The organism is Ruegeria sp. BA12 (genome assembly GCF_056539625.1).
In genome coordinates this window covers 323,957-350,594 of record NZ_JBQFVF010000002.1, presented here as the reverse complement: position 1 = coordinate 350,594, position 26,638 = coordinate 323,957, and the positions used below count along the sequence as shown (strand labels likewise).

Genomic DNA, 26,638 nt, shown 5'->3' with positions numbered 1-26,638 from the left:
TGCGGGGGCGGGGGGCTATCTCTGACCGCAGACCAGGAACGTGATGAGACGATCAGCCCCGATGCATTCAGACGATACGCCAGAAACGAACGAGCGCCGCTCAGGTTGGCGCACGATCCGCAAGGTATCACCATACCTCTGGCCCGAGGACGAACCTTGGGTCAAACGCCGTGTTGTGTTGGCAATGGGAATGTTGGTTCTGGCCAAGCTAATCGCGGTGTACACGCCAATTTTGTACAAGGGCGCGGTCGACGGTCTGGCGGGCGAAGGCGTGCCGCCACTGGCGCTGGGTGCGGTAGGATTAACAGTAGCCTACGGTGTTGCACGGATGATGACCGTGGGATTTCAGCAGCTCCGCGACGCGTCTTTTGCCCCGGTCGGGCAACGGGCGTTGCGGGCGCTGGCGCTGGAAACCTTCCAGCACATCCACCAACTGTCGATGCGCTATCACGTAACCCGCCGAACCGGCGGTCTCAGCCGGATCATTGAGCGCGGGGTGAAGGGCGTGGAATTCCTGTTGCGGTTCCTGCTGTTTTCCATCGGGCCGCTGATCCTGGAATTGCTACTGGTCGCGATCATCCTTATGTGGCTGTTCGATGTCTGGTATCTGGTCGTCGTCGCGGTGACCATTGCGCTTTATATCTGGTTCACCTTCGCGGTGACTGAGTGGCGCGTTAAATTGCGGCGCGAGATGAACGATCAAGATACTGAGGCCAACCAGCGCGCTATCGATAGTCTACTGAACTTTGAAACTGTCAAATATTTCAACGCTGAACAGCGCGAAGCTGAACGCTATGATGTCTCGATGAAAGCCTATGCTGGCGCGGCGCTGAAAACGGCTTATTCGCTGGCCTTCCTGAATTTCGGGCAGTCTTTTCTGATCACCTGCGGACTGATCGGCGTGATGGTTTTGGCCGCCATCGGTGTGCAGAATGGTACGCTGACCGTGGGTGATTTTGTCATGGTCAACGCCTACATGATCCAAATCACCGTGCCGTTGAACTTTCTGGGCACGGTGTATCGTGAAATCCGTCAATCGCTGGTCGATATGGGGCAGATGTTTGATCTGCTGGAACAACCTACCGAGGTAACAGACAAGCCCTGCGCGCCGAACCTTGCGATCAATGGCGGTGAGGTGACGCTGGACAACGTGCGGTTTGGTTATGATGCGGATCGTGAAATCCTCAAAGGCATCTCACTGACCGTTCCGGCGGGGCAGACCGTGGCTATTGTCGGGGCCACCGGTTCGGGTAAATCCACCATCGGGCGGCTGCTGTTCCGGTTCTATGATGTGACTGGCGGAGCGCTGAGGATCGACGGGCAGGATGTGCGCGACGTGACCCTGAACAGTCTGCATGCCGCCATCGGTGTGGTGCCACAGGATACGGTGCTGTTCAACGACACGATCCGCTACAACATCGCCTATGGCCGCGATGGCGCCACTCAAGAAGAGGTCGAAGCCGCAGCCAAGGCAGCCCAGATTCACGAATTCATTGTAATGCTGCCCGAAGGGTATGACACCAAGGTTGGTGAGCGTGGGCTGAAACTGTCCGGCGGTGAAAAACAGCGTGTCGGCATTGCGCGCACGCTGTTGAAAAATCCCCCGATCCTGTTGCTGGATGAGGCGACCTCGGCACTGGATACTGACACCGAGCAGGACATCAAGGATGCTTTGGCGCGGGCCGGAGAGGGGCGTACGGTTCTGACCATCGCGCATCGTCTCAGCACCATCGCCGAGGCCGACCGTATCGTTGTTTTGGAGCAAGGCGAGATATTGGAGCAGGGCACCCATGATGAGCTGCTGCAACGCGAGGGTCGTTATGCGCAGCTGTGGAGCCGTCAGCAATCGGATGCGCAGGCTGCCTGAACCGAAACCGGCCTCCGACTGGACTATGTGATATACTGAATGGGTTTTTGGAGGAGTTGTTTTGATGCGCAGATTGAAAAGAACCTCTGTTGTTCTGGTCGTTATTGCCGTGCTCATGCCAGTGATGGCGGCGGCTGATCCCATTGTCGGTGTCTGGAAAACCGAACCGGATCGCAAGAACCTGATTTCGCATATCCAGATATCTGCCTGCGGAGACAAGTTCTGTGGTCAGATTCAATCGGCCTATGACAAATCTGGGAAAGAGGTGCAGACCCCCAACATCGGCAAAAAGTTATTCTGGGATGTGGCCAGCGAAGGGGGCGGCAAATATGGCGGTGGTGATTTCTGGATTCCCATGGTCAATGTGGATGTGGTGCCGCAAATGACGCTGAGCGGAGACACTCTGACCGTGCGCGGATGCGAGCATGTTGTGTGCGGCCACCAGAAATGGACCCGTCTGTCCAATTGACCCGCTCCTTCTGACAAGAATTTGTTGCAACTGAGTCTTGCGCTACGACCACCACTCTGACCGTGGGTGATTGCCGATTGACCGATGATATTGCGTCGTTATGACGGGCAGTACCAACCGAGTGGTGTTGGGCAATAAATCAGGGAAACACTAATGAAGAAGTTCTTTGCTGCGCCGATCGTTCTGGCGTCGCTGTTCGCGTCGACCGCCTTCGCCGAGGATCTGGTATTTTTGCTGGGTAATGAAAGCAGCGTCGATCTGGTCGAATTCAATGTCTCGGCAAGTGCGTCCAATGAATGGGAAGCAAACTTGCTGCAAGGCGATTACATCGCGCCGGGATACGAAGCAGACGTGTTGATTGCTGACGGTCTGACCACCTGCGTCTATGATATTCGCGGCGCGTTTTCCGACGGGTCCAGCGCCGAGGATTACGGCGTAGACCTGTGCGATCTGGGTGAATACGTCTTTACTGACTAAGCCTGTCTGAAACGAAAAATGGCGAACCGTTGGGCTCGCCATTCTTTTATTCTGCCGCTTTTAGGGGTGATCCCGGCGGATGTTTGGGCGCTTGGGCATCTTTGGACGCAGGGGGCGTTTCGTCGCCCCAGACCACCTCGGTCGCTTGTGCCTGACGGACGGCTTTGCCAATCGCCATATCCTGCGCCAATTGGCTGGATCGACCGGACGTCGCGCGCGCCAGTGCCCGGCCCAGCCATATCGTGTAGGTCGAAACCCAAACGCGCAACGCCAACAGTGAAGGCGTCACGATCAGCGTCAGAACCGTCGCAATGCCCAATCCGAAGACCACCGCCGTGGCCAGCTGCTTCCACCACAACGCGGTGGGGCTGTTGATCGAATAACCACCATTGATGAAGTCCAGCGACAGGCCGAACATCATGGGTGTCAGACCAGCCATCGTGGTCAATGTGGTCAGCAGAACCGGACGGATACGCGCCTCAGCCGTGCGGATGATGGCTTCGATCCGGGGCATGTAGCGGCTGTATTCCTGATAGGTGTCGATCAGAACGATGTTGTTGTTCACAACGATCCCTGCCAGCGCCACGATGCCCGTGCCGGTCATGATGATAGAGAACGGTTGCCCCATAACGATCATTCCGATCAGAACCCCGGTGGTCGACAGAACAACCGCCAGCAGCACCAGTACCGAGTTGTAGAACGAGTTGAACTGCGCCAGCAGGATCACGAACATCAGGCCCAAAGCACCCAGGAAAGCGCTTTGCAGGAAGGCCCCGGATTCCTCTTGATCCTCCTGATCGCCGGTCCACTCCCAGGCTATCGTGTTCGAGAAGGGGCTGGTGTTTAGCCATTCCGTCAGCACTGCGATCCGTTCATTCGGGTTGACCAGCGCGAACCGCGCCCCTTCTTCCGCAATAGCTGTGCTCAAGTCCTCGACGGTTTCGGCACCGGTTAGTTGGAACAGCTCAAATACCGTGCCATCGGAGCTGGTGATGGTTGTCCCGTTGGCGTCCGCGCCTTCTTCGACCGCACGCACAACGGCCAGTCTCTGTTCGGTTCCGTCAGGGCCGTCGACTATCACCTTGGACAGGCCCGGCTCGACATCTGCTTTGACGTCATAGTAACGCTGCTGGTCGATCCGGTTGATCTCGGCCAGCTTGGCCACCGGTTGGCGGGTGACAAAGTTGGACAGCGGCACTAGCCCGTCAGGGGTGCGGACCTTGAGCGAATCCAATGTGGACAAAACTCGGTCCTGTTCAGGCAGGCGCACGCGAATCTCGACTTCTTCATCGGTGTTGTCCGGACGCATCTCGCCGAGAAGAATGCCACGGGTGACCAACTGTACCATTGCGCCAACCGTGGCGACATCAGCCCCGAAACGTCCGGCCTTGGCGACGTCCACGTCGATCTGCCAGTCGATGCCGGGCAGGGGCATGGTGTCTTCGATCTTGATCAGACCGGGCGTTTCGTCAAACACAGCCCGCGCGGCTTCGGTCGCTGTGGTCAATTCCTCCCAACCGTCGCCTTTGATACGCAGATGCACAGGTTTAGCTGAGGCCGGACCCTGTTCCAGCGGCAGGATTTCCACGATGAAACCAGGCAGTTTGGCAAGTTCTGCATTCAACTCGTCTAGAACGAAATCACCGTCGTACTCCGGGGCGATGATTTCGCGATCGAACAGACCGAAAAACGCGGGTTCGGTCAGCGTTGGGCGGTCCTCCCACGGAGTGATTTCGAACTGCACACGACCGACGGTATCCGCCGGAGCTTCGGCACCGCCGTTGTTCTGGTTCAGGCCGCCTTCACCGGCAAAAGCGAACACGTTGGTTACGGCTGGGTGTGCGCCTATTACCTCTTCGGCGGCCAACACCATCGCGTCTTTTTCCTGCAATGACAGGTTGCCCCGTGCGCGGACATAGGCCGTGGCCTGTTCCGGTTCGGTTTCGACAAAGAACTCAACGCCGCGGTTGTTTTCTCCGTAGTACGACATCACCTGCCAGACGCAAAAACCGACTGCCATGATTGATACGAGCGGCATGACCGGGTTGCCGACCAGGAACTTTATCAGATAACCGAACACAGAGTGTTCACGCGCTGTGTGGACGCGTTCTTGCTTTTGCCGCTCGATTTTGGCGGCGCTCAGGGTCACCGACCCTGCAAAGCCACCGAAGACGAACAGCAAGGCACCCGACAGCACGCCCCCGGGCAGCAGATAGTCAGGGTTCAGCATCTGCATCGCGCCCAAGAAGATCATGTACAGCGATGGGGGGACCATAATTGCGCGAACCCACCACGGGGCCACACTGCGCAGCCAATTCGAAGTTCGATCGAACGTGCGGCTCATTCGTCCGGATACGCCGCCGACGACCGGCAGGTAGATCAGCGCCACGATCAGCGAAGAGGACAGAACGAAGATCAACGTGATCGGCAGCATCTTCATGAATTCGCCGGGCACGCCGGGCCAGAACAGCATCGGCAGGAAGGCACACAGCGTCGTCGCGGTCGAGGACACGATGGGCCAGAACATCCGCTGCGCCGCCTCGACATAGGCGTGCATCGGGCCGATGCCTTCTTTGATGCGCTTGTCTGCGTATTCAACCACAACAATAGCACCGTCGACCAGCATCCCCACCGCAAGGATCAGCCCGAACATCACCATGTTCGAGATGGTGACGCCCATGACCGCCAGAAAAGCAAAGCTCAGCAGGAACGAGGTTGGGATTGCAAATCCGACCAACAGCGCAGCGCGCGTACCCAGCGAGGCCAGAACCACGATCATCACCAGCGCGATCGCGGTTAGGACCGAACCTTCAAGCTGACGCACCATCGAATCGACAATGCGGCTTTGGTCGTTCGAGGTGCCAACATCTACGGCGGCCTGCAATTCGGCGGGCCATTTCTCTTGCGCTGCGGCAAGAGTCGCTTTGACGTCGTCCACTGTGTCGATCAGGTTGTAGCCTTTGCGTTTGACCACCTGAAGTGCCACCGTGGACTGGTTGTCAAACCGCGCGGTGCCTTCGCGGTCTTCGAAAGTATAGTTGATCTGCGCCAGCTCACCCATCGTCACCACGCGGTCGCCATTGACCTTGACGGGTAGGCTGTAGACATCTTCAGCGGTTTTGAATGAAGACGGGATTTTGACCGAGAAAGTGCCTTGTGCTGAATCCACCTCACCAGCAGCGATCAGCTGGTTGTTGTTTTGGACAACTGTGATCAATTCGTCGGCCGAGACGTTGTAAGCCTCCAGCCGGAGCGGATCGATAATCACCTCGAGCAATTCGTCTCGGTTGCCCGCAATCCCGGCTTCCAGAACGGAATCCAGCGATTCAAGATCGTCCTGCAAGTCTTTGGCGATACGCGCCATTGTTCGCTCGGGGACTGCGCCAGTCAGGTTGACGATGACGATAGGGAATTCCGAAAAGTTAATCTCGAAAAGCGAATACTGCTCAGCCCCTTCAGGGAAATCGGCCTGAGCGCTGTTCATCGCGTCGCGCACATCCGCCATGATCGCGGTCTTATCCCAGCCGAATTCGAACTCCAGCGCGATACCGGCATAGCCTTCGGCAGCAGTGGCGGTCATTTCCTTGAGACCGTCCAGATCCGCCAGTTCGGTCTCCATCGGCTTGATCAGAAGGTTCTCAGAATCCTCGGCGGAAATGCCGGGAAATTGGACCGAGACGAAAAGCGCCGGGATTTCGATATCCGGTTCACCCTCTTTGGGCAGGCTGACATATGCAAACCCGCCGACAATCAGCGAGATCGCGATGAAGGCCAACACCATACGGGCCCTGTGGGCGGCCCATGCAACCAATCCTGTCATTGTGCAGCTTCCTGGTAGGTTGGTTCGACCTTAACGCCTTGCGTCACGAATTCCTGGCCGATCACAATGACATCAGAGGTTTCCGGTAGCCCATCAACCCAGACGCCTTTTGCGGTGTCGCGCAATAGCAGAATCGGCATGAATTCCACGATCTGGTCAGCGCCGACCGTGCGCACACCGATCTGCCCTTCGTTGTTCAGGGTCAGGGCGGATTGCGGCAGCAGATGGGCCTTTGCCCCGTCGGCGGCTATACGGATATTGGCCGTCTGACCATCGCGAATGGCTAGTTCCGGGTTTGGAACGGTGATTTCAACTTCGAAGGTGCGGGTCGTTTCATCCGCCGACCTGCTCAGGAAAGTCACGCGGCCTTTGACCTCAAGACCCGTGATCAGGCGCGCCGATGCTTCCGAACCGACGATGATCTTGTTTACATCCGTTTCGGGCACGAACCCCACCAGCTTGATCGGGTCCAATTGAATCACGGTCGCACACAGCGATCCGGGCTGCATCAGGCTGCCCAGTTCGGCGGTATCGCTTTCCAGCAGGCCCTTGAATGGGGCTTCGATGGTCTGACGGTCAATCTCGCGCTGGGCGGCTTTAACCTCGGCAGTGGCGGCTTCGATCCCGGCGCGGGTGGCCTCCAGTCCGGCCTCGGCGGTTTTGACGCCCGCTTCGGCAGAGCGCATCGCGGCTTCGCTGGAAATCCGTCGCGTTTCCGACCCGAACCCGGTTTCCGACAGTTTCTGTGCGGCCGTCAGGTTGATTTGCGCCTCAGCAACCAGGGCATGCGCCTCTTCCAGGCGGGCTTCGGCCTCAGGGATGCGGCTTTCGGCTTCAAGTTTGGCGGCCATAGCCTCGGCCAGACTGGCGGGGCGGGTGCCTGGGTCAAGCTCGCACAGCAGGTCGCCTGCTTCGACGAACGCACCCTTGCGCTTGGGTTCCGAAATCACGGTCGACGTTGTTTCGGCCAGAACTTCGACCTGGCGATTGGCTCTGGTCTGGCCGCGCAACAACACGGCGCTGTCAATTTCCCGTGCGGAAGAGCGCAAGACGACCACACCGATTGCATTCTGCGCCGTCTGGGGATCGGATACAGATTCTGTTTCGGATGACGTATCTGTTTCAGAGTCGCCGCGACCGGCAAATGCAAACAATGCGTCGCGTTCAAAGACCAAAAGGAATAATGCGGCAATCACCAGAATCGCATTCACGAATGAAATCAATCGCATACGGGGCCTCTCTAAAAATTCTTTGCCGATTGTCCTTCGGCGTGCATGTTTAAAAGTGGGGGCAGGCACGCGCGTTTTCTACACTAAACTGAATAGTTCGGTTCACTTTTTTTCGCAAGGGCAGCGTGACGCCGCGAAAATGTGCGAATTCCGGCCCTTGGCTTGGCAAGGTCGCCGGGGTATGACATGGCGCCATAGAAAATGTGACAGCCCAGGGAGCAGGGATGAGCGACGTCGACAGTTTTATTGATGAGGTGACCGAAGAGGTTCGCCGTGATCGCCTGTATCTGCTGCTGCGTCGTTGGGGTTGGATCGGCGTTCTGGCCGTGGTTCTCATCGTTGGCGGGGCCGCGTTTAACGAGGTTCGCAAGGCCCGTACCACCGGTCAGGCTGAAAAGCTGGGTGACGAGATTCTCAGCGCGCTCGCGCAGAATGACTCGGCCGAACGTGCAAGCAGCCTGGCCAGCATTGATGCGGTAACACCCGGCGGTGATGCGGTTCTGAACATGTTGTTGTCTTCGTCGCAGGTTGAGGCCGGGTCGCGGCAAGAGGCTGTGGACAGCCTGAACGCCATCGCTGTTCAGGGTGATCTGCCGGAAATTTATCGTGCGATTGCTACATTCAAGGCGCTGCTGCTGCAAAGTGACACTTTGCCCGTGGCGGATCGCCGTCAGCAGTTCGAGGCGCTGTCTGCGCCGGGCGCACCGCTGCGCTTGTTGGCCGAAGAACAACTGGCACTGATTGATGTCGCCGAGGGGAATGCGGACGCAGCAATCGAGCGTCTACAGGCGATGCGGCAGGACGCCGAGATTGGCGTGGACCTTCAGCAACGCGCCGCGCAACTGATTGTCGCGCTTGGCGGCGAACCGGAACCACTGGTGGCCCAGCAGGGCTGAACCGGCGGCAATTAGAATGACAGGCGAGTTCGGAGTATCATGGTGACAAGTCTTTTCTCCCGCATTGGATTGACGGCTGCGGCCCTATCGCTGAGTGTTCTTGCCGCATGTGAGGAACCCGAGGTCATCCTGCCAGGTGCCCGTGAAGACATTCGGCCCACCTCTGACAACGTGACTTTGGTAACCCAGGGTTCGAAACCGATCAGCCTGCCTGCGCAAAAAGCCAACGCCAATTGGTCGCAAAGCGCCGGGACGCCCGCATTTCGCACCGGCAACGCGGCACTGCGCGCGACGCCTCAGCGTGTGTGGTCGACCTCGATCGGGGATGGGGATTCGCGCAAGCGTCGCATCACCGCAGAACCTGTTGTGGCCGGTGGCCTGATTTATACGCTGGATGCAGGCGCGACCGTTTCCGCGGTTACACCACAGGGACAGGTGGCCTGGAGCAAGAATCTTATCCCGGCCAATGATGGCGACGCGGACGCGACCGGCGGCGGATTGGCCTATGCCAATGGTGTGCTTTACGTGTCGTCCGGGTTTGGGCGTCTGACGGCGTTGGATGCGAAAACTGGGGCGATCAAATGGCAAAAACGCCTGAATGCCCCAGGAAACGGCGCACCTTTGGTCAATGATGGTTTGTTGTATCTGGTAGCAGGTGATGAAACCGGCTGGGCCGTGAACACCAAGGACGGCCGCATCGCGTGGCAAGTTCAGGGTACGCCAAGCGTGGGCAATGTTCTGGGGGCTCCGGCCCCTGTGATTGCACAGGAGTTTGCCGTCTTTGCCTTTGGTTCGGGCGATATTTCCGCGTCTTTCCGCAAGGGGGGGATCGGGCGCTGGAACGCTTCGGTCGCGGGTGGGCGCCGGGGACGTGCGACCGCACAGATCGTGGATGTGACCGGCGGACCAATGGTGGTGGGCGATACGATCTATATCGGCAATCACTCGGGCCGCACCGTGGCGTTTAACGCCACCTCGGGTGAGCGGATCTGGACGGCGGATGAGGGGGCTGTGGATACGGCCTGGCCTGCCGGTGACAGCCTGTTTTTGATCAGTGACCGCAGTCAGTTGGTCCGGTTGAACAGGGCAGATGGTTCGATCATCTGGGCGCAGGATTTGCCCGGTTTTGTCAAGGACAAGCCCAAACGCCGTGGTCCAATCGTTGCACACTATGGCCCGATCCTGGCCGGTGGGCGCATCATTGTCGCGTCGAATGACGGTTTCCTGCGGTTCTTTAACCCGGTCGACGGCACGCTGGTCAACAGCGTCGAGGTTCCCGGCGGCGCCACCACGGCCCCGGTAGTGGCCGGGCAGACGTTGTATGTCGTTTCGACCAAAGGTGATCTACACGCTTTCCGTTGATCGCAAGATGCGCTAAAGGGCGCGTCTGAGTCTTGAAAGTTGAGTATCATGTCGCTGACCCTCGCCATCGTGGGGCGCCCGAATGTGGGCAAATCCACTCTGTTCAACCGCCTTGTGGGCAAACGCTTGGCCCTGGTCGACGACCAGCCCGGCGTGACGCGCGACCTGCGCGAGGGCGAAGGGCGTCTGGGCGATCTGCGCTTTACCGTAATCGACACAGCGGGTCTTGAGGACGCGATCGATGACAGCCTGCAGGGGCGGATGCGTCGCCTGACCGAGCGCGCGGTGGATATGGCCGATGTCTGCCTGTTCATGATCGACGCGCGGGTGGGGTTAACCCCAACGGACGAGATGTTCGCCGAGATCCTGCGCAAACGCTCGAAACATGTGATCCTTGCCGCCAACAAGGCCGAAGGAAGCGCGGCGGATGCGGGTGTGCTTGAGGCGTATAATCTGGGTCTGGGTGAGCCCGTGCGCCTGTCGGGTGAACACGGCGAGGGGATGACAGACCTTTATGCGCAACTCATGCCGCTGGCAGATGCCGCGGCTGAGCAGGCCGAGGATGATGCCCCGCAAACCGATATCGAACTGGACGAAGACGGCGAGGGCGAGGCGCCGCTGATCACAGCCGCCAAGCCGCTGCAGGTCGCGGTAGTTGGGCGGCCAAATGCCGGAAAGTCCACACTGATCAACAAGATCATCGGCGAAGACCGCCTGTTGACCGGCCCCGAGGCTGGTATCACCCGCGATGCGATCAGCCTGCGGATTGACTGGGCCGATCCCGATGGCGACAGCACCCCGATGCGGATTTTCGACACGGCGGGCATGCGCAAAAAAGCTAAGGTGCAGGAAAAGCTGGAAAAGCTTTCGGTGTCCGACGGTCTGCGCGCCGTAAAATTTGCCGAGGTCGTGGTGGTGTTGTTGGACGCAGCCATTCCGTTTGAACAGCAGGACCTGCGCATCGCTGATCTGGCCGAGCGCGAAGGCCGCGCCGTCGTTGTCGCCGTTAACAAATGGGATATCGAAGAGAACAAGCAGGAAAAGCTGCGCGATCTGAAAGAGTCCTTTGATCGTCTGTTGCCGCAATTGCGTGGCGCACCGCTGATCACCGTATCTGCCAAGACTGGTCGGGGGCTGGAACGTCTGCGCGCTGCCATCCTGCGTGCGCATGACGTTTGGAACCGTCGTGTACCCACAGCAGCACTGAACCGCTGGCTGACGGCCATGCTGGAGCAGCACCCGCCGCCAGCCCCGCAGGGCCGCCGGATCAAACTGCGCTATATGACTCAGGCCAAGACCCGTCCCCCTGGATTTGTAGTGATGTGTTCACATCCCGACAAGATGCCAGACAGCTACACCCGCTATTTGGTGAATGGCCTGCGCGAAGATTTCGATATGCCCGGGTCGCCTATCCGCCTGACATTGCGTGGGCAGGGTGACAAAAATCCCTATAAGGGGCGGCGCAAGAAAAACGCGGGCGCTCTGGCCAAGCATCTCAAGGGTCGCGCGTAACTGCGCCAATTTTCAGCACTTTCGGCTGAAAGGCGTGACAGTCCCGCTGCCGCAGGCTAGCATTCGCCTGTGTGCATCTGTTTTTTGTGCGCGCTGCTTGATTACAAGCAAAACGCAAATAGTTTCGTGGTGATATTAATTGGGCCAAACGTGGGGACAGGCTGAATGAATTTGCGGGAATATACGCGACAATATGCGGTACAGGACAATCGGCTGGCCGCGCTAAGCTATTTTGGGACCTTCGCCGTTTATTTCGCGTCGCTGACGCTGGCAATTATCTATGTCGACCGCTGGTACATCATGATCCCTGCCGGGATCGTCTTTGCCTTTTCAGCTGTGCGTCTTTACGTTTTGCAACATGATTGCGGCCACCATTCCCTGTTTGAGACCCGCGAGCAGAATGAATGGGCCGGGCACGGTTTGTCGCCCTTCACCTTTGCGCCGTTCGAAGTGATGAAGCAGAACCACAACCTGCACCATTCGGGGATCGGTAATTTGGAACACCGCGAAACGGGTGAGATTCACACGATGACCCTGCGGGAATGGAACGCTGCAGACTGGAAAAAGCGTTTGTTCTACCGGCTTTACCGCAACCCGTTCATTCTGGTTCCGGTTGGTGCGCTTTTCACCTACTTCATTCGCTACCGCTGGCCCAAAAACACGGTACGGTTTGGTGTGACCGGAGTTCTGCTGCACAATCTGTCGATCGTGATCTTCCTGGGGCTGCTTTATCTGATCGCGGGCACGACCGGTATTCTGGTCTGGCTGGTGTTCTCGTTGCTGGGGGGGATGCTGGGTGTGTTCCTGGTCTACCTGCAGCATAATTTCGAAGATACGTATTGGGACCGCCGTCCGGACCTTGATCCGCAATTGGCAGCCTTGCAGGGGTCTTCTGCTTTGGATTTTGGTTGGTGGTTCGACAATGCGGTGGCGTGTATCACGCTGCACGACATCCACCATTTCAACGCCCGTATTCCATCCTATCGGCTGCGGGCGTGCCACTATAACCTGCCGCCTGAATTCACCCCGCGTCGGATCAAGTTCCCCGAGGCGGTGGCGGCGCTGAATTTGAAACTCTGGGACGAAGATGCCAAGCGTCTCGTGCCATTCCCCAAAGAGGATAGACCCGGCACTCTGGCTCACGGCAATTGACGCAAAGACGTCGCCGAAACTGCTCGCAGATTAGTAGGCGTCTGGGCCCAGCGTGCATTCAATTGAAAATGTAGGGAGAGAAAGGAAGGCTTAGTAATGACCGCAGTGACCGATGTTAAAGGTGTAGGAAAGGCGCTTGGGCAGGCGCTGATCGCCAATGGGTACAAAACCGCTGAAGCCCTTGCCAAAGCCAACCCTGCCGACCTGGTCAAGGTTCCCCGAATTGGTGCCTCTAGCGCGCCTCTGTTGATCGCCGCGGCGAAAGAGGCGATTGCAACCAAGCCCGCAGCGAAAGCGGCTGCGGCAAAACCTGCAGCCAAAAAGCCAACTGCGGCCAAGACTGCCAGACGCGCGCCCGCGCGCAAACCTGTGACGCGCAGGCCTGCCGCCCGGAAAACCGTTGCAGCCGCCGCTGCCGAGAAACGTGCCGAAGAGGCCGCGCGCAAAGCTGCCGAGGAAAAAGCCGCCGCGGAAGCCAAGGCGCGCAAGAAGGCGAAAGCCAAGGCCAAGGCCGAAAAGGCCGCCAAAAAGCTGCAAGAGATGGAAGCCGCGATCTCAAAGGCCAAGGACAAGGTGAAGGCCAAGGCCAAGAAAGACAAAAAGTCCAAAAAGGACGGTAAGAAAAAAGATCAGTCCAAGAAGGGCGGTAAGAAAAAAGACCAGCCCAAGAAAGACAAAAAGAAGAAGGGTAAGAAAAAGACGAAGAAGTAATCCTCCTTCGCCTTACGTTCTGCAAGACCGGCTCTACGCAATGCGGGTGCCGGTTTTTTTATGCCAGCGTGCCGTCCAGCTGCAGTGTTCGTTTGCCGCCCAGGTATGGCGCCAGCACTTCGGGCAGGGTCACGGTGCCATCCTCGTTCTGTCCATTTTCCAGAACCGCAATCAGGCAGCGTCCAACCGCCAGCCCAGAACCGTTCAGGGTGTGGACATATTCCGGCTTACCGCCACCTTCGGGGCGGAAACGTGCGTTCATGCGGCGGGCTTGGAAAGCACCGGTTGTCGAGACCGAGCTGATCTCACGGTACGTGTCCTGCCCGGGCAGCCAAGCCTCGATATCAAAGGTGCGGCGCGCGCCAAAACCCATGTCGCCCGTACACAGAACGACGGTGCGGTAGGGGATGCCCATTTGCTCCAACAGGTCCTCGGCGCAGCGCAGCATGCGTTTCTGTTCCTCATCCGACTTGTCGGGATGCGTGATCGAAACCATTTCGACCTTTTCAAACTGGTGCTGGCGTAGCATCCCGGCGGTGTCCTTGCCCGCGCTGCCGGCCTCGGACCGGAAACAGGCCGTGTGGGCGGTCATGCGGATGGGCAGGGCGGCTTCGTCCAGAATGTCACCGGCCACTGAATAGGTCAGCGTCACTTCGGATGTGGGGATCAGCCACCAGCCATTGGTGGTCTGATAGCTGTCATCGCCGAATTTCGGCAGTTTATCAGTGCCGTACATCGCCTCATCGCGGACCAGAACCGGAGTCTGCATCTCGGTCAGACCGTTCTTGTCGATATGGGTGTTCAGCATGAATTGGGCCAACGCACGGTGGATACGCGCGACACCCTTCGACAGGTTTACAAAACGGCTGCCGCTGGTCTTGGCGGCGGTTTCAAAGTCCATCGCAGCGGCAACGGCGGGAATGTCGAAGTGTTCTTTCGGAGCAAAATCGAGTTCGCGCGGGGTGCCCCAACGGTTCACCTCGACATTGTCGTTCTCATCCACACCTTGCGGCACATCCTCGGCGGGCAGGTTGGCGATGCGTGCCAGTTGGTCGGTTAGCAGCGCGTCCAGATCCTTGGCCTCGTTCTGCATGCGGGCGATTTCGGTCTTTTTCTCAGACACCAATGCGCGCAGACGCTGGAATTCATCCTCGTCCCCGCGCGCTTTGGCGGCACCGACCTCCTTGCTGGCCTTGTTCTGCTCCGCCTGAGCGGTTTCGGCGGCCAGAATCTTGGCCCGGCGGCTTTCGTCCAGCCGCAGCACATCTGACGACACCGGCGCATCCCCACGGCGCGCAAGGGCGGCGTCGAAGGCGTCAGGGTTTTCGCGAATGGCGCGGATGTCGTGCATGGTTCAGATCCTTAATGCGTGAATCACTAGGATCGCTTATGCACCATCTGAAAGGCAGGGTGTAGCACCGGTTACGACTTATTGGTGTCCTCGTGTGTTTCATGCGCCAGATGCCCGTCCCATTCTTCGACGGGTATCTTCGGTTCGGGCGGATCGGCCATGTAAGACGGCGTCATGATCTGCACGTTGTTTTCGTTGAATACCGCCACGATGTTGCGGTGCAGATCCGAGCGGATTTTGGGGATGATACTGCCCCGCGTCGTATAGCCATTGATCTGATAATTTATCGCGTAGTCGGCCAGTGCAGTCCACAACACGAACGGCTCGGGCTTGGCTTTGATCCCCTTGGTGCGCTTGGCGGCTTCGATCAGCATGGCCTCGACCTTCTCAGGTGGCTCCTCGTATCCGATGCCGACTGTGGTGTGCAGTAAAAGCCCACTACCATCTGTTTTCTTTGAAAAATTCACGACATCCGAATTCATCAATTGCGCATTGGGGATCGATATCAGCTCATTCTTGATGGATTTCAGGTGGGTTTCCATTAGCTTGATCTGCACCACATCGCCAATGTGGTCCCCGATCTGAATACGGTCCCCGATCGAGGTTGAGCGGCGGTAAATAACGAATAATCCAGCCAACATGTTGGACACGACCGAATTCGCCCCCAGCGATAGCATAGCACCAACCAATATGGTCAGGCCCTGAAACGCGGCCGAGTCCGACCCCGGAATGTAAGGAACGGCGAAAACCAGCGCGATGAGGATGACGACGACGCGGGCGATATTGAAGGTCGGGTTGACCCAGTGCTTCTCGAAATCGCCCATATCGAACGACCCTGCCTCAACGGCATCAAAGAACACGCGCATGCCCTTGATGATGTACATCGTGACCCAGGTGATCAGGGCCAGCATGATCATGTTGGGGATGTAAGAGAGAATGCCTTTGAAGATCAGCAGAACCGGTTCGGTCAGGTAGGTCAGTAGCAATTGCGCAAAATAGCGGGTTTCGGCAAAGGCGAGCAGAACAAAGGACAGGTAGTAGTAGAAGCCCAGGAAGAAGATAATGAGCAGAACGAAATTCAGACCATACCTTACCAGTGCGGCAATCGCCTCGGCCTGAACGCTTTTGGCCGTGGCGGTTTCCACATCCCGCAAGTGGCGTTTGACAAATTTCAGCGTGCGCCGTCTGATCCTACGATGCAGCCAAAGGATCGCAACGATGAAAACGGCAAACCCAAGTGTCCAGGCTGCGGCTTCGATCGCGCCGGATACGCGGGCCTGTTCCGTGCGATTAGCTCGATAGGCAAGGATGGCTTCTTCGATGGCCTGACCGTGTAGGAAGCTGAGAACATCCAGCTCCATCTGGTCCAGATCAGCATCTGCCACGGTCACAATGGACACGATCACACCATCCGCGCGAATTCGGATGCCAAGCTCGGTCTCTTCGAATGAAATGTCGACCGAGGGGTCTTCTGAGGCCTCGGCAACCTCGATGATCTTGTTCTGGACACTTTCCGCCCGTTCCGGCGCGGGCAGGGCGCTAGAGCCGCGCAGGAAGAACAGCATATCGCCGTCCACGATGACGGGGGCTTTGAAACTGTCTGTTTCCTCGGCCTCTGGTTCAACGATATCGGCGGGCGTTTCCTGTGCCCCAAGCGGTGCTGCAAGACACAAAATCAAGGTCAGCAATGACAGCAAAAGCGTCAACGATTGGAATGGTTTGTAACGAGCTGTCATTGTCCCTCCTCAGGTTTGACTATAGCTGAGTTCAGGCCTCTGGCTAGGACATATCTGCAACGCTTTGACGCGAGTTCATGCGTTGGGATCAGGTTCAGGTGGGTCACAGCACCGCCTTTGCTTGCAAAGGCGCATCTCAGGGCATAGGTTCCCGCCAAATTTGCGGAACCGTGCCGCAATCCAAAGCAAAAGGAATATCCCATGGAAGGTGGCGCATTCGCCCAGTTTCTCCCGCTGATCCTGATCTTCGCGATCATGTATTTCCTGCTGATCCGTCCGCAGCAGAAGAAGATGAAGCAACATCAGGCCATGGTCGAGGCCGTGCGCCGGGGTGATCAAGTTGTCACCCAGGGCGGTCTGATCGGCAAGGTGTCGAAAGTCAAGGAAGGCGAGAACGAAGTCGAGGTTGAACTGGCCGAAAACGTCAAGGTTCGTGTGGTCAAGTCGACTATTGCGCAGGTTCTGAACAAGACCGAACCGGCGAAGTAACTTCGCGCGACAATTCCTTGAAAAGGCAGGGTAATGCTGCAAATTAATACCTGGAAGCGGGTTCTGATCTGGTCGGTCTGTGTGATCGGTCTGCTGATGGCCCTGCCGAATGCGTTTTACACGCGCGTCGAGCAATCCAACGATGCCAAAGCCGCGATTGAGCTTGGCATCGACACCCCCGAGATGCAGGCCCAGGCCGCACAATGGCCCAGCTGGTTGCCGTCGTCGCTGGTCAATCTGGGTCTTGATCTGCGGGGTGGTGCGCATCTGCTGGCCGAAGTGAAGGTCGAAGATGTTTACGAATCCCGGATGGAGGCGATGTGGCCGGAAATCCGTGACGCGCTACGCGATGAACGCGCGACTGTTGGTACGATCCGCCGGCAGGATTCGGCACCGGATGAGATTCGCGTTCGCATCAGCCAGCCCGAGGGCATGTCCCGCGCGCTGGAGGTTGTGCGTGGTCTGGCCCGTCAAGTGCAAACGCTGACCGGTGTTGGTGCCACTGATATCGAAGCTCGCGCAGACGGTGACACCATCGTCGTGCAGTTGTCTGAGGCCGAAAAGCTGGCCTCGGATGATCGCACCGTGCGGCAGGCTCTGGAAATCATCCGCCGCCGGATTGACGAGGTCGGAACGCGAGAGCCTACAATTCAGCGTCAGGGTGCAGACCGCATCCTGATTCAGGTGCCGGGCATTGGCAGTGCAGGTGAACTGAAAGAGATCATCGGCACCACCGCTCAACTGACTTTCAACTCGGTCGTCAGTCGCGGCACCGACCCGGACGCTGTTCCGGGGATAGGGCAAGAGGTCGTCCCGTCCATTGACGAAGATGGCGTTTATTACATCATCGAATCCGCCCCGGTTGTGACGGGTGAGGAACTGGTCGACGCGCAGCCTTCGTTCGACCAGAACGGTCGCCCGGCAGTCAGCTTCCGGTTCAACACGTCCGGCGCACGCAAGTTTGGCGACTACACGCTGGAAAACATCGGCGCGCCCTTTGCGATTGTATTGGATGACGAGGTGATCTCGGCCCCGGTGATCCAAAGCCATATTCCGGGCGGGTCGGGTATCATCACCGGTAACTTCACCGTTGAAGAAAGCACCAATCTGGCGGTTCTGTTGCGAGCGGGTGCATTGCCTGCGGGGCTGGAGTTCCTTGAAGAACGCACCATCGGTCCTGAACTGGGGCAGGACAGCATCGATGCTGGTAAGGTGGCAACCATCGTGGCCTTTGTCGCGGTGCTGACCTTCATGGCGCTTAGCTATGGTTTGTTTGGCGTGTTTGCCAACATTGCGCTGATCATCAACGTCGGGCTGCTGTTCGGCCTGCTGTCGCTGATCGGGGCCACGCTGACCCTGCCGGGTATTGCGGGGATTGTCCTGACGGTCGGTATGGCGGTGGACGCCAACGTGCTGATTTTTGAGCGTATCCGCGAAGAACTGAAATCCGCCAGAGGCCCGGCGCGTGCCATTGAGCTGGGTTATGAAAAAGCCCTGTCGGCTATTCTGGACGCAAACGTTACCACTTTCATCACCGCCGTGATTCTGTTTGCCATGGGCAGCGGGCCGGTGCGCGGGTTCGCGATTACGCTGGGCCTGGGTATTCTGACCTCGGTCTTTACCGCGATCTTCGTGACGCGTTTGATGATCGTGATGTGGTTCGAACGCCGTCGTCCGAAAATGATCGAGGTTTGACATGAGACTGAAACTCGTACCCCAGAACACCTCGTTCGATTTCTTCAGCCGCTGGAAGGTCTGGCTGGGTATCTCGGCCCTGATGATGGTTGTGGCGTTTACGTCTTTCATGCTGCAAGGGCTGAACTTCGGTATCGATTTCCGTGGCGGGACCACGATCCGGACCCAATCCGCACAGGAAATCGACGTCGGCGCCTATCGCGACGCGATCTCTCCGCTGGCGCTGGGCGACGTGAGCATCACCGAGATTTTCGACCCTACCTTTGGGCCGGATGAAAACGTCGCCATGATCCGCATTCAGGCGCAAGCAGATGCCGAGGCCGTCTCGGCCGCGACGGTTACCGCCGTGGAACAGGCGCTGAAAGTGGCAGCGCCGGATATAGAATTTGTGTCCGTCGAATCCGTCGGCCCAAAGGTCTCCGGTGAGTTGATCCAGACTGCCGTGATCGCGGTGGTTTTGGCGATTGGCGCCGTGCTGGTCTACATCTGGCTGCGCTTCGAATGGCAATTCGCTTTGGGAGCAGTTGCCGCGTTGGTCCATGACGTGATTCTGACCATCGGTATTTTCTCGGAACTACAGATTCGGTTCGATCTGGCCATTATCGCGGCGCTTCTGACCATCGTGGGTTATTCGCTGAACGACACTGTGGTCGTGTTCGACCGCGTGCGTGAGAACCTGCGGAAGTACAAGAAGAAAGATCTCAAAGAGGTTCTGAACATCTCGATCAACGAAACGCTCAGCCGGACGGTGATGACCTCAGTGACCACGCTGCTGGCGCTGATTTCGCTTTACGTGTTGGGTGGGGATGTGATCCGAGGTTTCGTCTTTGCGATGATCTGGGGTGTGATCGTGGGAACCTATTCTTCGGTCTTTGTGGCTTCGACCATCTTGCTGTGGCTGGGGGTCAAACGCGACTGGTCCAAGCCGTCCAATACGGCGGGCAATCAGTTTGCCAACATCGACGCCTGATATATTCGGCCAGTCCCCAATGGGGCTGGCCGTTATCATTTTAGCGGCTTTCCTCGGCGGCGTTGTTCGCGGGTTTTCCGGATTCGGCACCGCACTGATTTTCCTTCCTCTTTCCACACCATTCCTTGGTCCATTCGGAGCCATCATCGGCCTGACCATAATGGACATCTTCGGCCCATTGCCGAACCTGCGTCGTGCTTGGCATGTTGTGCATCGCAAGGATCTGTTGCGGCTGTTGGTGGGCTGTGCGCTGTTGCTTCCTGTAGGGTTATGGGTGCTGACCAAGGTTGAACCCGAGGTTTTCCGCTATGCCGTCAGTCTGCTGGCGTTGTTTATGCTGGCCGTGCTGATCCTTGGCTTGCGGTATCACGGCCATGTTGGCCGGGGGATGGTTGCGGGAATTGGTGCAGCGGCCGGGTTTCTGGGCGGCGTGGCGGGCTTGCCCGGCCCGGCGGTAATCCTGTTTTACATGTCGCGCCCCATACCGGTCGAAGTTATCCGCGCCACGATTTTATTGTTCCTCTTCGGGTTCGATTTCCTCCTCCTTGGGTTCCTGACCGGGATGGAGCGGATCACTTGGGCGGCGGCGGCATTGGGTCTTGCATTGGCCGTGCCCAATTTGCTGGGCAACTGGCTGGGCGGTTGGTTGTTCCGGCCCGCGTATGAAAAGCTGTATCGCGCTGCGGCTTACCTGGCGATTGCGGTTGCGGCCTTGTCGGGCCTACCGCTTTGGGGCTAGAACACGGCCATGCGCCTGAATGAGATTTCCTATACCAACGCAGTCCCGGTTGACGGGTATGGCCCGGGCTTTTTTCGGATCGGTGGGCAGGTTTATGAGGGAGCCGTTCTGACAGGCCCCGCCGGAACAATGACCTGGGACGGGTATGAGGACAACGCGCCGCTGCTGGAACTTTCCGATACCGTGGACGTTTTGTTCGTCGGCACAGGGGCTGAACTGAATCACATTCCTGCTGATCTGCGCACGGCCCTGGAAAATGCCGGGATCGGAGTTGAGATCATGAACTCTCCGGCTGCGTGCCGCACGTATAACGTGTTGTTGTCCGAAGGGCGGCGCGTTGCGCTGGCCTTATTGCCGGTCTGATCTGTCGGCAGGGCCTGCGTCAAATCTCACCTTTTGCGCCTGACGGCAATGAGATAAGCGGGACCCATGACATTGACTGTGACCGATCTGGCCATCGCCCGTGGCGGCGTTCCTGTGCTTGAAGGGCTGAGCTTTGCTCTGCCGCCGGGCAAGGCGTTGATTCTGCGCGGGCCGAACGGGATCGGTAAGACGACCTTGCTGCGCACACTGGCCGGATTGCAGCCGCCGCTGGCGGGGCAGATTGACGGGGCTGAGGATCAGATCGCATATGCCTCGCATTCCGACGGGTTGAAGCCGACATTGACGGTGGTTGAGAATCTGACCTTCTGGGCCTCGGTCTTTGGCACTTATGAAATTCAGCCCGCGCTAGACGCCTTTGCGCTGAACGAATTGTCTGATCGCCATGCTGGCAACCTGTCGGCCGGGCAAAAACGGCGGTTGGGTCTGGCGCGCATGCTGGTCACGGGGCGGCCAATCTGGATGCTGGATGAGCCCACCGTATCACTGGACCGTAATGCAGTGCAGATGTTCGCTGATGCCGTTCGCGCGCATCTGGGGCAGGGCGGTTCGGCCCTGATCGCCACTCATATCGACCTTGGCCTGGACGGAGAAGTTCTGGATGTCGGCCGCAACAAGGCGAAACCCAAACCCATAGAAGATTTCGACGGAGGCTTCCTGTGATCGCCCTGTTGCTGCGTGACCTGAAACTGGCCTTCCGCGCGGGCGGGGGGTTTGGTCTCGGTCTGGCTTTTTTTCTGATCGTGACTGTTTTGGTGCCATTTTCAGTAGGGCCGCAATCCTCGCTGCTGTCGACCATCGCGCCGGGTGTTCTGTGGTTGGGCGCGCTGCTGGCCTGTCTGTTGTCGCTGGACCGCCTGCTTGCACTGGATTGGGAGGACGGCTCGCTTGACCTATTGGCCACCGCGCCGCTGCCGTTGGAGGCGGTAGTGACCATCAAGGCGCTGGCCCATTGGCTAACCACTGGCCTGCCACTGGTTCTGGCCGCTCCGTTTCTGGGCGTGTTGCTGAACCTGCCGGTGCCGGGGTTTTTCTGGCTGGTCGTATCGCTGTTGATCGGCACCCCGGCAATGAGTGTCATCGGCACTTTTGGCGCGGCCCTGACCGTGGGCCTGAAACGTGGCGGATTGCTGCTATCCCTGCTGGTCCTGCCGCTGTACGTGCCGACCCTGATCTTTGGGGCCGAAGTCGCGCGCCGTGGGGCGACGGGGATGGAAACCCAGACCCCGCTGTTTATGCTAGCGGGGATCACCGCCGCGACAATCGCCCTTTTGCCCTTTGCCAGCGCAGCGGTGCTGCGCATTAACCTTCGCTGACGTGGTCAAACTTTGATTGATGTCAATTGAGAACGAACCCGACTCGGACTAGATAAGGCCCATGTCTATCGCAGCCAAAGCCAACGCCCTCTGGGAATACGCCAATCCGCGCAAGTTCCTTGCCACCAGTGAACGGGTGATGCCATTTTTCTGGGCATCATCGCTTGCCTGCATCGTGGTAGGGCTGGTGTGGGGGTTCTTCTTCACACCGGATGACTACAAGCAGGGATCGACGGTCAAGATTATCTATCTGCATGTGCCTGCTGCGCTGATGGCGATCAATTGCTGGCTGATGATGCTGGCGACCTCGCTGGTGTGGCTTGTGCGGCGCCACCATGTCAGCGCGCTGGCGGCGCGTGCAGCGGCCCCAGTGGGTATTGTGATGACACTGATCGCGCTGGCGACCGGGGCGATCTGGGGGCAGCCAATGTGGGGCACCTGGTGGGCCTGGGATCCGCGCCTGACCTCGTTCCTGATCCTGTTCCTGTTCTATTTGGGCTATGTCGCACTTTGGGAAGCTATCGAAGACCCTGATACGGCGGCCGATCTGACCTCGGTCCTGTGTCTGGTCGGGTCTGTCTTTGCGCTGCTCAGCCGCTATGCCGTGAATTTTTGGAATCAGGGGCTGCATCAGGGCGCATCCGTGATGCGGGCCGCCGCCGTGACCGGGGCGGATACCGAAGAGAAGGTCAGCAATATCTATTTCTACCCACTTTTGCTGTGCATCATCGGGTTTGTACTGCTGTTCATTGCTCTTGTTTTGTACCGCACGGGCACGGAAATTCGCGCGCGCCGGGTCAAGGTGCTGTTGGCGCGGGAAAGGGTAAGCGGATGATCCCTGATCTCGGAAAATATGCCGATACGGTTCTCTGGTCCTATGCGGCCTCGATCGGATTGCTGGCGCTGCTGATTGTGTTCAGCATCGTACGTGGCCGCAAGGTCCGGGCCGAGATGGAAAAGGTCGAACAAAGGATGACGCGCAATGGCTAAAATCTCACCCCTGATGATTGCGCCGCCGCTGATTTTTGGCGCTTTCGCCGTTCTAGCGGGCATCGGCATGTTCCGCGATGACCCCAACGCGTTACCGTCGGCCCGCGAAGGCCAACCCGCGCCGCCGGTGGTGCTGACGGAATTCGCGGGAAAGACGGGATTTGATGACGCAACGCTGCGGGACGGAGAAGTCAAGCTGGTCAACTATTGGGCCAGCTGGTGCGCGCCGTGCCGGGTTGAACATCCCAACCTGCAGGCCCTGTCAGATGAGGGCATCCCCGTTTACGGCGTCAATTACAAGGACAAGCTGGCAAACGCCGAAGCCTTCCTGACCGAACTGGGCGACCCCTATGCCGGAATCGGCCGGGACGAGCAGGGGCGTATGGGATTGGATTGGGGCGTTTATGGCGTGCCCGAGACCTATGTGATCGATGGTGAGGGCACGATCATCCTGCGCTTTGCCGGGCCGATAACTCAGCGCGTGATCGAAAGCACAATCCGTCCGGCGTTGGAAAAAGCGGCAGGCAACTAAAGCCGCGATGGTTTAACCAAATGAGAAATGAAAAAAGGCGTCCAATCGGACGCCCTTAATTTTATAGCGCGCAGATTTAACCAGCTTTCGCCAAGTTCCGCAGCACATATTGAAGCACACCGCCGTTTTCGACGTATTCGATCTCGGGCGCGGTATCTATGCGGCACTTGAGGGTGATGGTCTTTGTGGTGCCGTCGCCATAGGTGATAGTGCAGGGCACCTCTTGCAATGGTTCAACCTTATCCAGACCATCAATCGAGACCGTCTCATCCCCCTTTAGCCCTAGAGATTTCCGGGTGTCGCCGCCGGTAAATTCGAAGGGGATCACGCCCATGCCAACCAGGTTAGACCGGTGGATGCGTTCAAAGCTTTCGGCGATCACGGCCTTGATGCCCAGCAACGCGGTACCCTTTGCCGCCCAATCGCGTGAGGACCCGGCGCCGTATTGCTGCCCCCCAAACACCACAAGCGGAACGCCCTGTTCCTGATAGGCCATCGACGCGTCGTAGATCGAGGTCTGCTGACCGTCCAGACCTTTGGTATAGCCGCCCTCGACGCCATCCAGCATCTCGTTCTTGATGCGGATATTGGCGAACGTGCCGCGCATCATGACCTCGTGATTGCCCCGGCGCGAACCATACGAGTTGAACTCGCGCGGCTGGACCTGACGCTCTGTCAGGTACTTACCCGCAGGCGAGGTTGCCGCAAAGGACCCCGCAGGTGAGATGTGGTCGGTGGTGACCATGTCGCCCAGAATGGCCAGAACCTTGGCGCCGTCGATGTTCGAGATGGTGCCCGGTTCGGGGCTCATACCCTGAAAATATGGCGGGTTCTGGATGTAGGTCGAGGTCGGCGGCCAGTCATAGGTTTCCTGTTGCGGAACTTCGACCGCCTGCCATTTGTCGTCGCCATTGAACACGTCGGCATATTTCGACTGAAATGCCTCGCGGGTGACGGTTTCCTGCACCAAATCGGCGATTTCCTTCTGGTCCGGCCAGATATCTTTCATGAACACATCATTGCCGTTCTTGTCCTGACCGATCGGTTCCGAGATCAGGTCGATATCCATGGTGCCCGCCAGCGCATAGACCACCACCAGCGGAGGGGAAGCCAGATAGTTGGCGCGCACATCCGGCGAAATCCGACCCTCGAAGTTGCGGTTGCCCGACAAAACCGAGGTAGCGACCAGATCGCCCTCGGCAATCGCTTCGCTGATTTCCTTCTGGATCGGACCCGAGTTACCGATGCAGGTGGTGCAGCCATAGCCCACAAGGTTGAATCCGATGGCGTCCAGATGCTGTTGCAGCCCTGCAGACTCAAGATATTCGGTCACAACCTGCGATCCGGGGGCCAGCGAGGTCTTGACCCAAGGCTGACGGTTCAGGCCCAGTTCATGCGCCTTTTTCGCCACCAGACCGGCCCCGATCATCACATAGGGGTTCGATGTGTTGGTGCATGAGGTGATCGAGGCGATAACCACCTTGCCCGATTCCATAGTGTAGTCTTCGCCTTTGACCGCGACTTCCTTGGCCATCGGGCGTTTGAAGGTCTCAGCCATTTCCTTGGTGAAAGCGGCTTTGGCGCCAGTCAGCGCGACATAGTCCTGTGGACGTTTCGGACCCGATATGGCTGGAACGATAGTGCCCATGTTGAGCGACAGTGTGTCCGTGTAGATCGGGGCGTAGTTTTCATCCCGCCACAGGCCGTTTTCTTTTGCGTAAGCCTCAACCAACGCCAGGCGATCCTCGTCGCGTCCGGTATTGCGCATATAGCGCAGGGTTTCGCCATCAATCGGGAAGAAACCGCAGGTCGCGCCGTATTCCGGTGCCATGTTGGCAATGGTCGCGCGGTCAGCCAATGGCAGGCGATCCAGACCGCTGCCGTAGAATTCGACGAATTTGCCAACCACGCCTTTTTCGCGCAGCATCTCGACCACTTTCAGAACCAGATCGGTGCCGGTAGTGCCCTCGACCATCGCGCCGGTCAGCTCAAAGCCAACAACCTCGGGGATCAGCATCGAAATCGGCTGGCCCAGCATCGCGGCCTCGGCCTCGATCCCGCCAACGCCCCAACCCAGAACGGCCATGCCGTTGACCATGGTGGTGTGGCTGTCGGTGCCGACCAGAGTATCGGGATAGGCAACTTCCTCACCGTTCTGGTCTTTGTCGCTCCAGACGGTTTGGGCCAGATATTCAAGGTTTACCTGATGGCAGATGCCGGTGCCGGGTGGCACAACGCGGAAATTGTCAAACGCCGACTGCCCCCATTTCAGAAACTGATAGCGTTCCATGTTTCGTTCATATTCGCGATCCACGTTCATCTGGAACGCGCGCGGATTGCCAAACGCATCAATCATGACTGAGTGGTCGATGACCAGATCCACCGGGTTCAGCGGATTGATCTTTTGTGCGTCACCACCCAGCGCCTTGATCCCGTCACGCATTGCGGCCAAATCAACGACGGCCGGAACGCCCGTGAAGTCCTGCATCAATACGCGGGCAGGGCGATAGGCAATCTCGCGCGGGTTTTTACCACCATTTGCGCCCCATTCGGCAAAGGCTTTGATGTCATCAACCGAGACAGAAAACCCGTCATCCTCAAACCGCAGGATGTTTTCCAACACCACTTTCAGTGCCGCAGGGAGTCTGGAAAAATCACCTAGACCGGCCTCTTGCGCGGCGCGAATCGAGTAATAGGCAATGGACTTGCCGTTCACGCTCAGGCTGCGGCGTGTCTTGGCGCTATCCTTTCCAACGGTAATGGGCATTGTTGGCCTCCCTTTCAAAATATTGGGTTTGGGGATTTGCTGATTGTTTTCTGGAGCATCATTGCCGTGCATTCAAGGCTTAGATACCTTGACTTCTAAGTTGTATGCTAAAGTATACAATTCAAGGGCGATTGTTTTAAATCTCAAGAAACCTTGATTGGCGGTTGAGCGTCGATC

The 26,638-nt window shown here is 58.1% G+C and carries 23 protein-coding genes; 18 read left to right on the top strand and 5 right to left on the bottom strand.

Annotation, left to right across the window (positions count from 1 at the left end; translation table 11 throughout):
• Nucleotides 1-61 precede the first annotated feature (61 nt).
• The 3 genes from ACR0B0_RS07260 to ACR0B0_RS07250 all read left to right on the top strand — a co-directional run bounded on the left by ACR0B0_RS07260 (nt 62) and on the right by ACR0B0_RS07250 (nt 2,813).
• Nucleotides 62-1,867 carry an ABCB family ABC transporter ATP-binding protein/permease gene (locus ACR0B0_RS07260; protein ID WP_438826481.1) on the top strand — a complete coding sequence of 602 codons (1,806 nt, stop codon included), beginning with the start codon at nt 62-64 and terminating at the stop codon, nt 1,865-1,867.
• A 64-nt stretch (nt 1,868-1,931) separates the two neighbouring features.
• Complete coding sequence (locus ACR0B0_RS07255) at nt 1,932-2,336, top strand: DUF2147 domain-containing protein (protein ID WP_170505486.1); 405 nt, start codon at nt 1,932-1,934, stop codon at nt 2,334-2,336.
• 153 nt (nt 2,337-2,489) lie between these two features.
• Nucleotides 2,490-2,813: a hypothetical protein gene (locus ACR0B0_RS07250; RefSeq protein WP_170505489.1), complete on the top strand. Its 324-nt coding sequence runs from the start codon at nt 2,490-2,492 to the stop codon at nt 2,811-2,813.
• 46 nt (nt 2,814-2,859) lie between these two features.
• On the opposite strand, the gene ACR0B0_RS07245 is transcribed toward ACR0B0_RS07250, so the two are convergent.
• Together ACR0B0_RS07245 and ACR0B0_RS07240 are read right to left on the bottom strand one after the other, a co-directional pair.
• On the bottom strand, nt 2,860-6,633 hold the full coding sequence (locus ACR0B0_RS07245) for an efflux RND transporter permease subunit (protein ID WP_480647079.1): 3,774 nt from the start codon (nt 6,631-6,633) through the stop codon (nt 2,860-2,862).
• Nucleotides 6,630-7,862: an efflux RND transporter periplasmic adaptor subunit gene (locus ACR0B0_RS07240; RefSeq protein WP_170549529.1), complete on the bottom strand. Its 1,233-nt coding sequence runs from the start codon at nt 7,860-7,862 to the stop codon at nt 6,630-6,632. Before ACR0B0_RS07240 ends, ACR0B0_RS07245 begins: the two co-directional genes overlap by 4 nt.
• 224 nt (nt 7,863-8,086) lie before the next feature.
• Between ACR0B0_RS07240 and ACR0B0_RS07235 the strand changes: the two genes are divergently transcribed.
• The 5 genes from ACR0B0_RS07235 to ACR0B0_RS07215 all read left to right on the top strand — a co-directional run bounded on the left by ACR0B0_RS07235 (nt 8,087) and on the right by ACR0B0_RS07215 (nt 13,495).
• Nucleotides 8,087-8,758, top strand: coding sequence for a hypothetical protein (locus ACR0B0_RS07235; protein WP_170349117.1), 672 nt, complete (start codon nt 8,087-8,089; stop codon nt 8,756-8,758).
• A gap of 39 nt (nt 8,759-8,797) precedes the next feature.
• Nucleotides 8,798-10,120 (top strand): PQQ-like beta-propeller repeat protein, encoded by a 1,323-nt coding sequence (locus ACR0B0_RS07230; protein ID WP_480647076.1) that lies wholly within the window; start codon nt 8,798-8,800, stop codon nt 10,118-10,120.
• Nucleotides 10,121-10,168: 48 nt separating this feature from the next.
• Nucleotides 10,169-11,632 (top strand): ribosome biogenesis GTPase Der, encoded by a 1,464-nt coding sequence (gene der / locus ACR0B0_RS07225; RefSeq protein WP_480647074.1) that lies wholly within the window; start codon nt 10,169-10,171, stop codon nt 11,630-11,632.
• Between the two features lie 165 nt (nt 11,633-11,797).
• The gene (locus ACR0B0_RS07220) at nt 11,798-12,784 is read left to right on the top strand and encodes a fatty acid desaturase (protein ID WP_480647072.1); all 987 of its coding nucleotides are present in this window, start codon (nt 11,798-11,800) and stop codon (nt 12,782-12,784) included.
• 96 nt (nt 12,785-12,880) lie between these two features.
• Nucleotides 12,881-13,495, top strand: coding sequence for a helix-hairpin-helix domain-containing protein (locus tag ACR0B0_RS07215; protein WP_170349113.1), 615 nt, complete (start codon nt 12,881-12,883; stop codon nt 13,493-13,495).
• Between the two features lie 58 nt (nt 13,496-13,553).
• On the opposite strand, the gene serS is transcribed toward ACR0B0_RS07215, so the two are convergent.
• Both serS and ACR0B0_RS07205 read right to left on the bottom strand, forming a co-directional pair.
• Entirely contained in the window at nt 13,554-14,846 is a 1,293-nt protein-coding gene (gene serS / locus ACR0B0_RS07210; RefSeq protein ID WP_170349112.1) for a serine--tRNA ligase, read from the bottom strand.
• A 71-nt stretch (nt 14,847-14,917) separates the two neighbouring features.
• Nucleotides 14,918-16,582, bottom strand: a complete 1,665-nt coding sequence (locus ACR0B0_RS07205; RefSeq protein ID WP_480647070.1) for a mechanosensitive ion channel family protein — start codon at nt 16,580-16,582, stop codon at nt 14,918-14,920.
• 201 nt (nt 16,583-16,783) lie between these two features.
• Between ACR0B0_RS07205 and yajC the strand changes: the two genes are divergently transcribed.
• From yajC to ACR0B0_RS07155, 10 genes are all read left to right on the top strand, one after another.
• A complete protein-coding gene (gene yajC, locus ACR0B0_RS07200; RefSeq protein ID WP_058280646.1) occupies nt 16,784-17,071 on the top strand; it encodes a preprotein translocase subunit YajC in 288 nt (95 codons plus the stop codon).
• Between the two features lie 33 nt (nt 17,072-17,104).
• Entirely contained in the window at nt 17,105-18,766 is a 1,662-nt protein-coding gene (secD, locus tag ACR0B0_RS07195) for a protein translocase subunit SecD (protein WP_170349110.1), read from the top strand.
• A 1-nt stretch (nt 18,767) separates the two neighbouring features.
• The gene (secF, locus tag ACR0B0_RS07190) at nt 18,768-19,736 is read left to right on the top strand and encodes a protein translocase subunit SecF (protein ID WP_170410314.1); all 969 of its coding nucleotides are present in this window, start codon (nt 18,768-18,770) and stop codon (nt 19,734-19,736) included.
• Nucleotides 19,717-20,475, top strand: a complete 759-nt coding sequence (locus ACR0B0_RS07185) for a sulfite exporter TauE/SafE family protein (RefSeq protein WP_254440176.1) — start codon at nt 19,717-19,719, stop codon at nt 20,473-20,475. The genes secF and ACR0B0_RS07185 overlap by 20 nt, the downstream gene beginning before the upstream one ends.
• Before the next feature lie 9 nt (nt 20,476-20,484).
• Nucleotides 20,485-20,838, top strand: coding sequence for an Mth938-like domain-containing protein (locus tag ACR0B0_RS07180; RefSeq protein ID WP_170349108.1), 354 nt, complete (start codon nt 20,485-20,487; stop codon nt 20,836-20,838).
• Nucleotides 20,839-20,904: 66 nt separating this feature from the next.
• Complete coding sequence (gene ccmA / locus ACR0B0_RS07175; protein WP_170359062.1) at nt 20,905-21,519, top strand: heme ABC exporter ATP-binding protein CcmA; 615 nt, start codon at nt 20,905-20,907, stop codon at nt 21,517-21,519.
• Nucleotides 21,516-22,172 (top strand): heme exporter protein CcmB, encoded by a 657-nt coding sequence (gene ccmB / locus ACR0B0_RS07170; RefSeq protein ID WP_480647067.1) that lies wholly within the window; start codon nt 21,516-21,518, stop codon nt 22,170-22,172. Before ccmA ends, ccmB begins: the two co-directional genes overlap by 4 nt.
• 61 nt (nt 22,173-22,233) lie before the next feature.
• Nucleotides 22,234-23,007, top strand: a complete 774-nt coding sequence (locus ACR0B0_RS07165; protein WP_170349105.1) for a heme ABC transporter permease — start codon at nt 22,234-22,236, stop codon at nt 23,005-23,007.
• On the top strand, nt 23,004-23,162 hold the full coding sequence (ccmD, locus tag ACR0B0_RS07160; RefSeq protein WP_170349104.1) for a heme exporter protein CcmD: 159 nt from the start codon (nt 23,004-23,006) through the stop codon (nt 23,160-23,162). The genes ACR0B0_RS07165 and ccmD overlap by 4 nt, the downstream gene beginning before the upstream one ends.
• The gene (locus ACR0B0_RS07155; RefSeq protein ID WP_480647065.1) at nt 23,155-23,694 is read left to right on the top strand and encodes a DsbE family thiol:disulfide interchange protein; all 540 of its coding nucleotides are present in this window, start codon (nt 23,155-23,157) and stop codon (nt 23,692-23,694) included. The genes ccmD and ACR0B0_RS07155 overlap by 8 nt, the downstream gene beginning before the upstream one ends.
• Nucleotides 23,695-23,770: 76 nt before the next feature.
• Here ACR0B0_RS07155 and acnA read toward each other — a convergent pair whose 3' ends face one another.
• Nucleotides 23,771-26,461 carry an aconitate hydratase AcnA gene (gene acnA, locus ACR0B0_RS07150; RefSeq protein ID WP_480647063.1) on the bottom strand — a complete coding sequence of 897 codons (2,691 nt, stop codon included), beginning with the start codon at nt 26,459-26,461 and terminating at the stop codon, nt 23,771-23,773.
• Nucleotides 26,462-26,638 lie beyond the last annotated feature (177 nt).

Coding starts and splice junctions, on each gene's coding strand:
- ACR0B0_RS07260 (WP_438826481.1), top strand. CDS start 62: ATGCATTCAGACGATACGCCAGAAACGAACGAGCGCCGCTCAGGTTGG.
- ACR0B0_RS07255 (WP_170505486.1), top strand. CDS start 1,932: ATGCGCAGATTGAAAAGAACCTCTGTTGTTCTGGTCGTTATTGCCGTG.
- ACR0B0_RS07250 (WP_170505489.1), top strand. CDS start 2,490: ATGAAGAAGTTCTTTGCTGCGCCGATCGTTCTGGCGTCGCTGTTCGCG.
- ACR0B0_RS07245 (WP_480647079.1), bottom strand. CDS start 6,633: ATGACAGGATTGGTTGCATGGGCCGCCCACAGGGCCCGTATGGTGTTG.
- ACR0B0_RS07240 (WP_170549529.1), bottom strand. CDS start 7,862: ATGCGATTGATTTCATTCGTGAATGCGATTCTGGTGATTGCCGCATTA.
- ACR0B0_RS07235 (WP_170349117.1), top strand. CDS start 8,087: ATGAGCGACGTCGACAGTTTTATTGATGAGGTGACCGAAGAGGTTCGC.
- ACR0B0_RS07230 (WP_480647076.1), top strand. CDS start 8,798: ATGGTGACAAGTCTTTTCTCCCGCATTGGATTGACGGCTGCGGCCCTA.
- der (WP_480647074.1), top strand. CDS start 10,169: ATGTCGCTGACCCTCGCCATCGTGGGGCGCCCGAATGTGGGCAAATCC.
- ACR0B0_RS07220 (WP_480647072.1), top strand. CDS start 11,798: ATGAATTTGCGGGAATATACGCGACAATATGCGGTACAGGACAATCGG.
- ACR0B0_RS07215 (WP_170349113.1), top strand. CDS start 12,881: ATGACCGCAGTGACCGATGTTAAAGGTGTAGGAAAGGCGCTTGGGCAG.
- serS (WP_170349112.1), bottom strand. CDS start 14,846: ATGCACGACATCCGCGCCATTCGCGAAAACCCTGACGCCTTCGACGCC.
- ACR0B0_RS07205 (WP_480647070.1), bottom strand. CDS start 16,582: ATGACAGCTCGTTACAAACCATTCCAATCGTTGACGCTTTTGCTGTCA.
- yajC (WP_058280646.1), top strand. CDS start 16,784: ATGGAAGGTGGCGCATTCGCCCAGTTTCTCCCGCTGATCCTGATCTTC.
- secD (WP_170349110.1), top strand. CDS start 17,105: ATGCTGCAAATTAATACCTGGAAGCGGGTTCTGATCTGGTCGGTCTGT.
- secF (WP_170410314.1), top strand. CDS start 18,768: ATGAGACTGAAACTCGTACCCCAGAACACCTCGTTCGATTTCTTCAGC.
- ACR0B0_RS07180 (WP_170349108.1), top strand. CDS start 20,485: ATGCGCCTGAATGAGATTTCCTATACCAACGCAGTCCCGGTTGACGGG.
- ccmA (WP_170359062.1), top strand. CDS start 20,905: ATGACATTGACTGTGACCGATCTGGCCATCGCCCGTGGCGGCGTTCCT.
- ACR0B0_RS07165 (WP_170349105.1), top strand. CDS start 22,234: ATGTCTATCGCAGCCAAAGCCAACGCCCTCTGGGAATACGCCAATCCG.
- ccmD (WP_170349104.1), top strand. CDS start 23,004: ATGATCCCTGATCTCGGAAAATATGCCGATACGGTTCTCTGGTCCTAT.
- ACR0B0_RS07155 (WP_480647065.1), top strand. CDS start 23,155: ATGGCTAAAATCTCACCCCTGATGATTGCGCCGCCGCTGATTTTTGGC.
- acnA (WP_480647063.1), bottom strand. CDS start 26,461: ATGCCCATTACCGTTGGAAAGGATAGCGCCAAGACACGCCGCAGCCTG.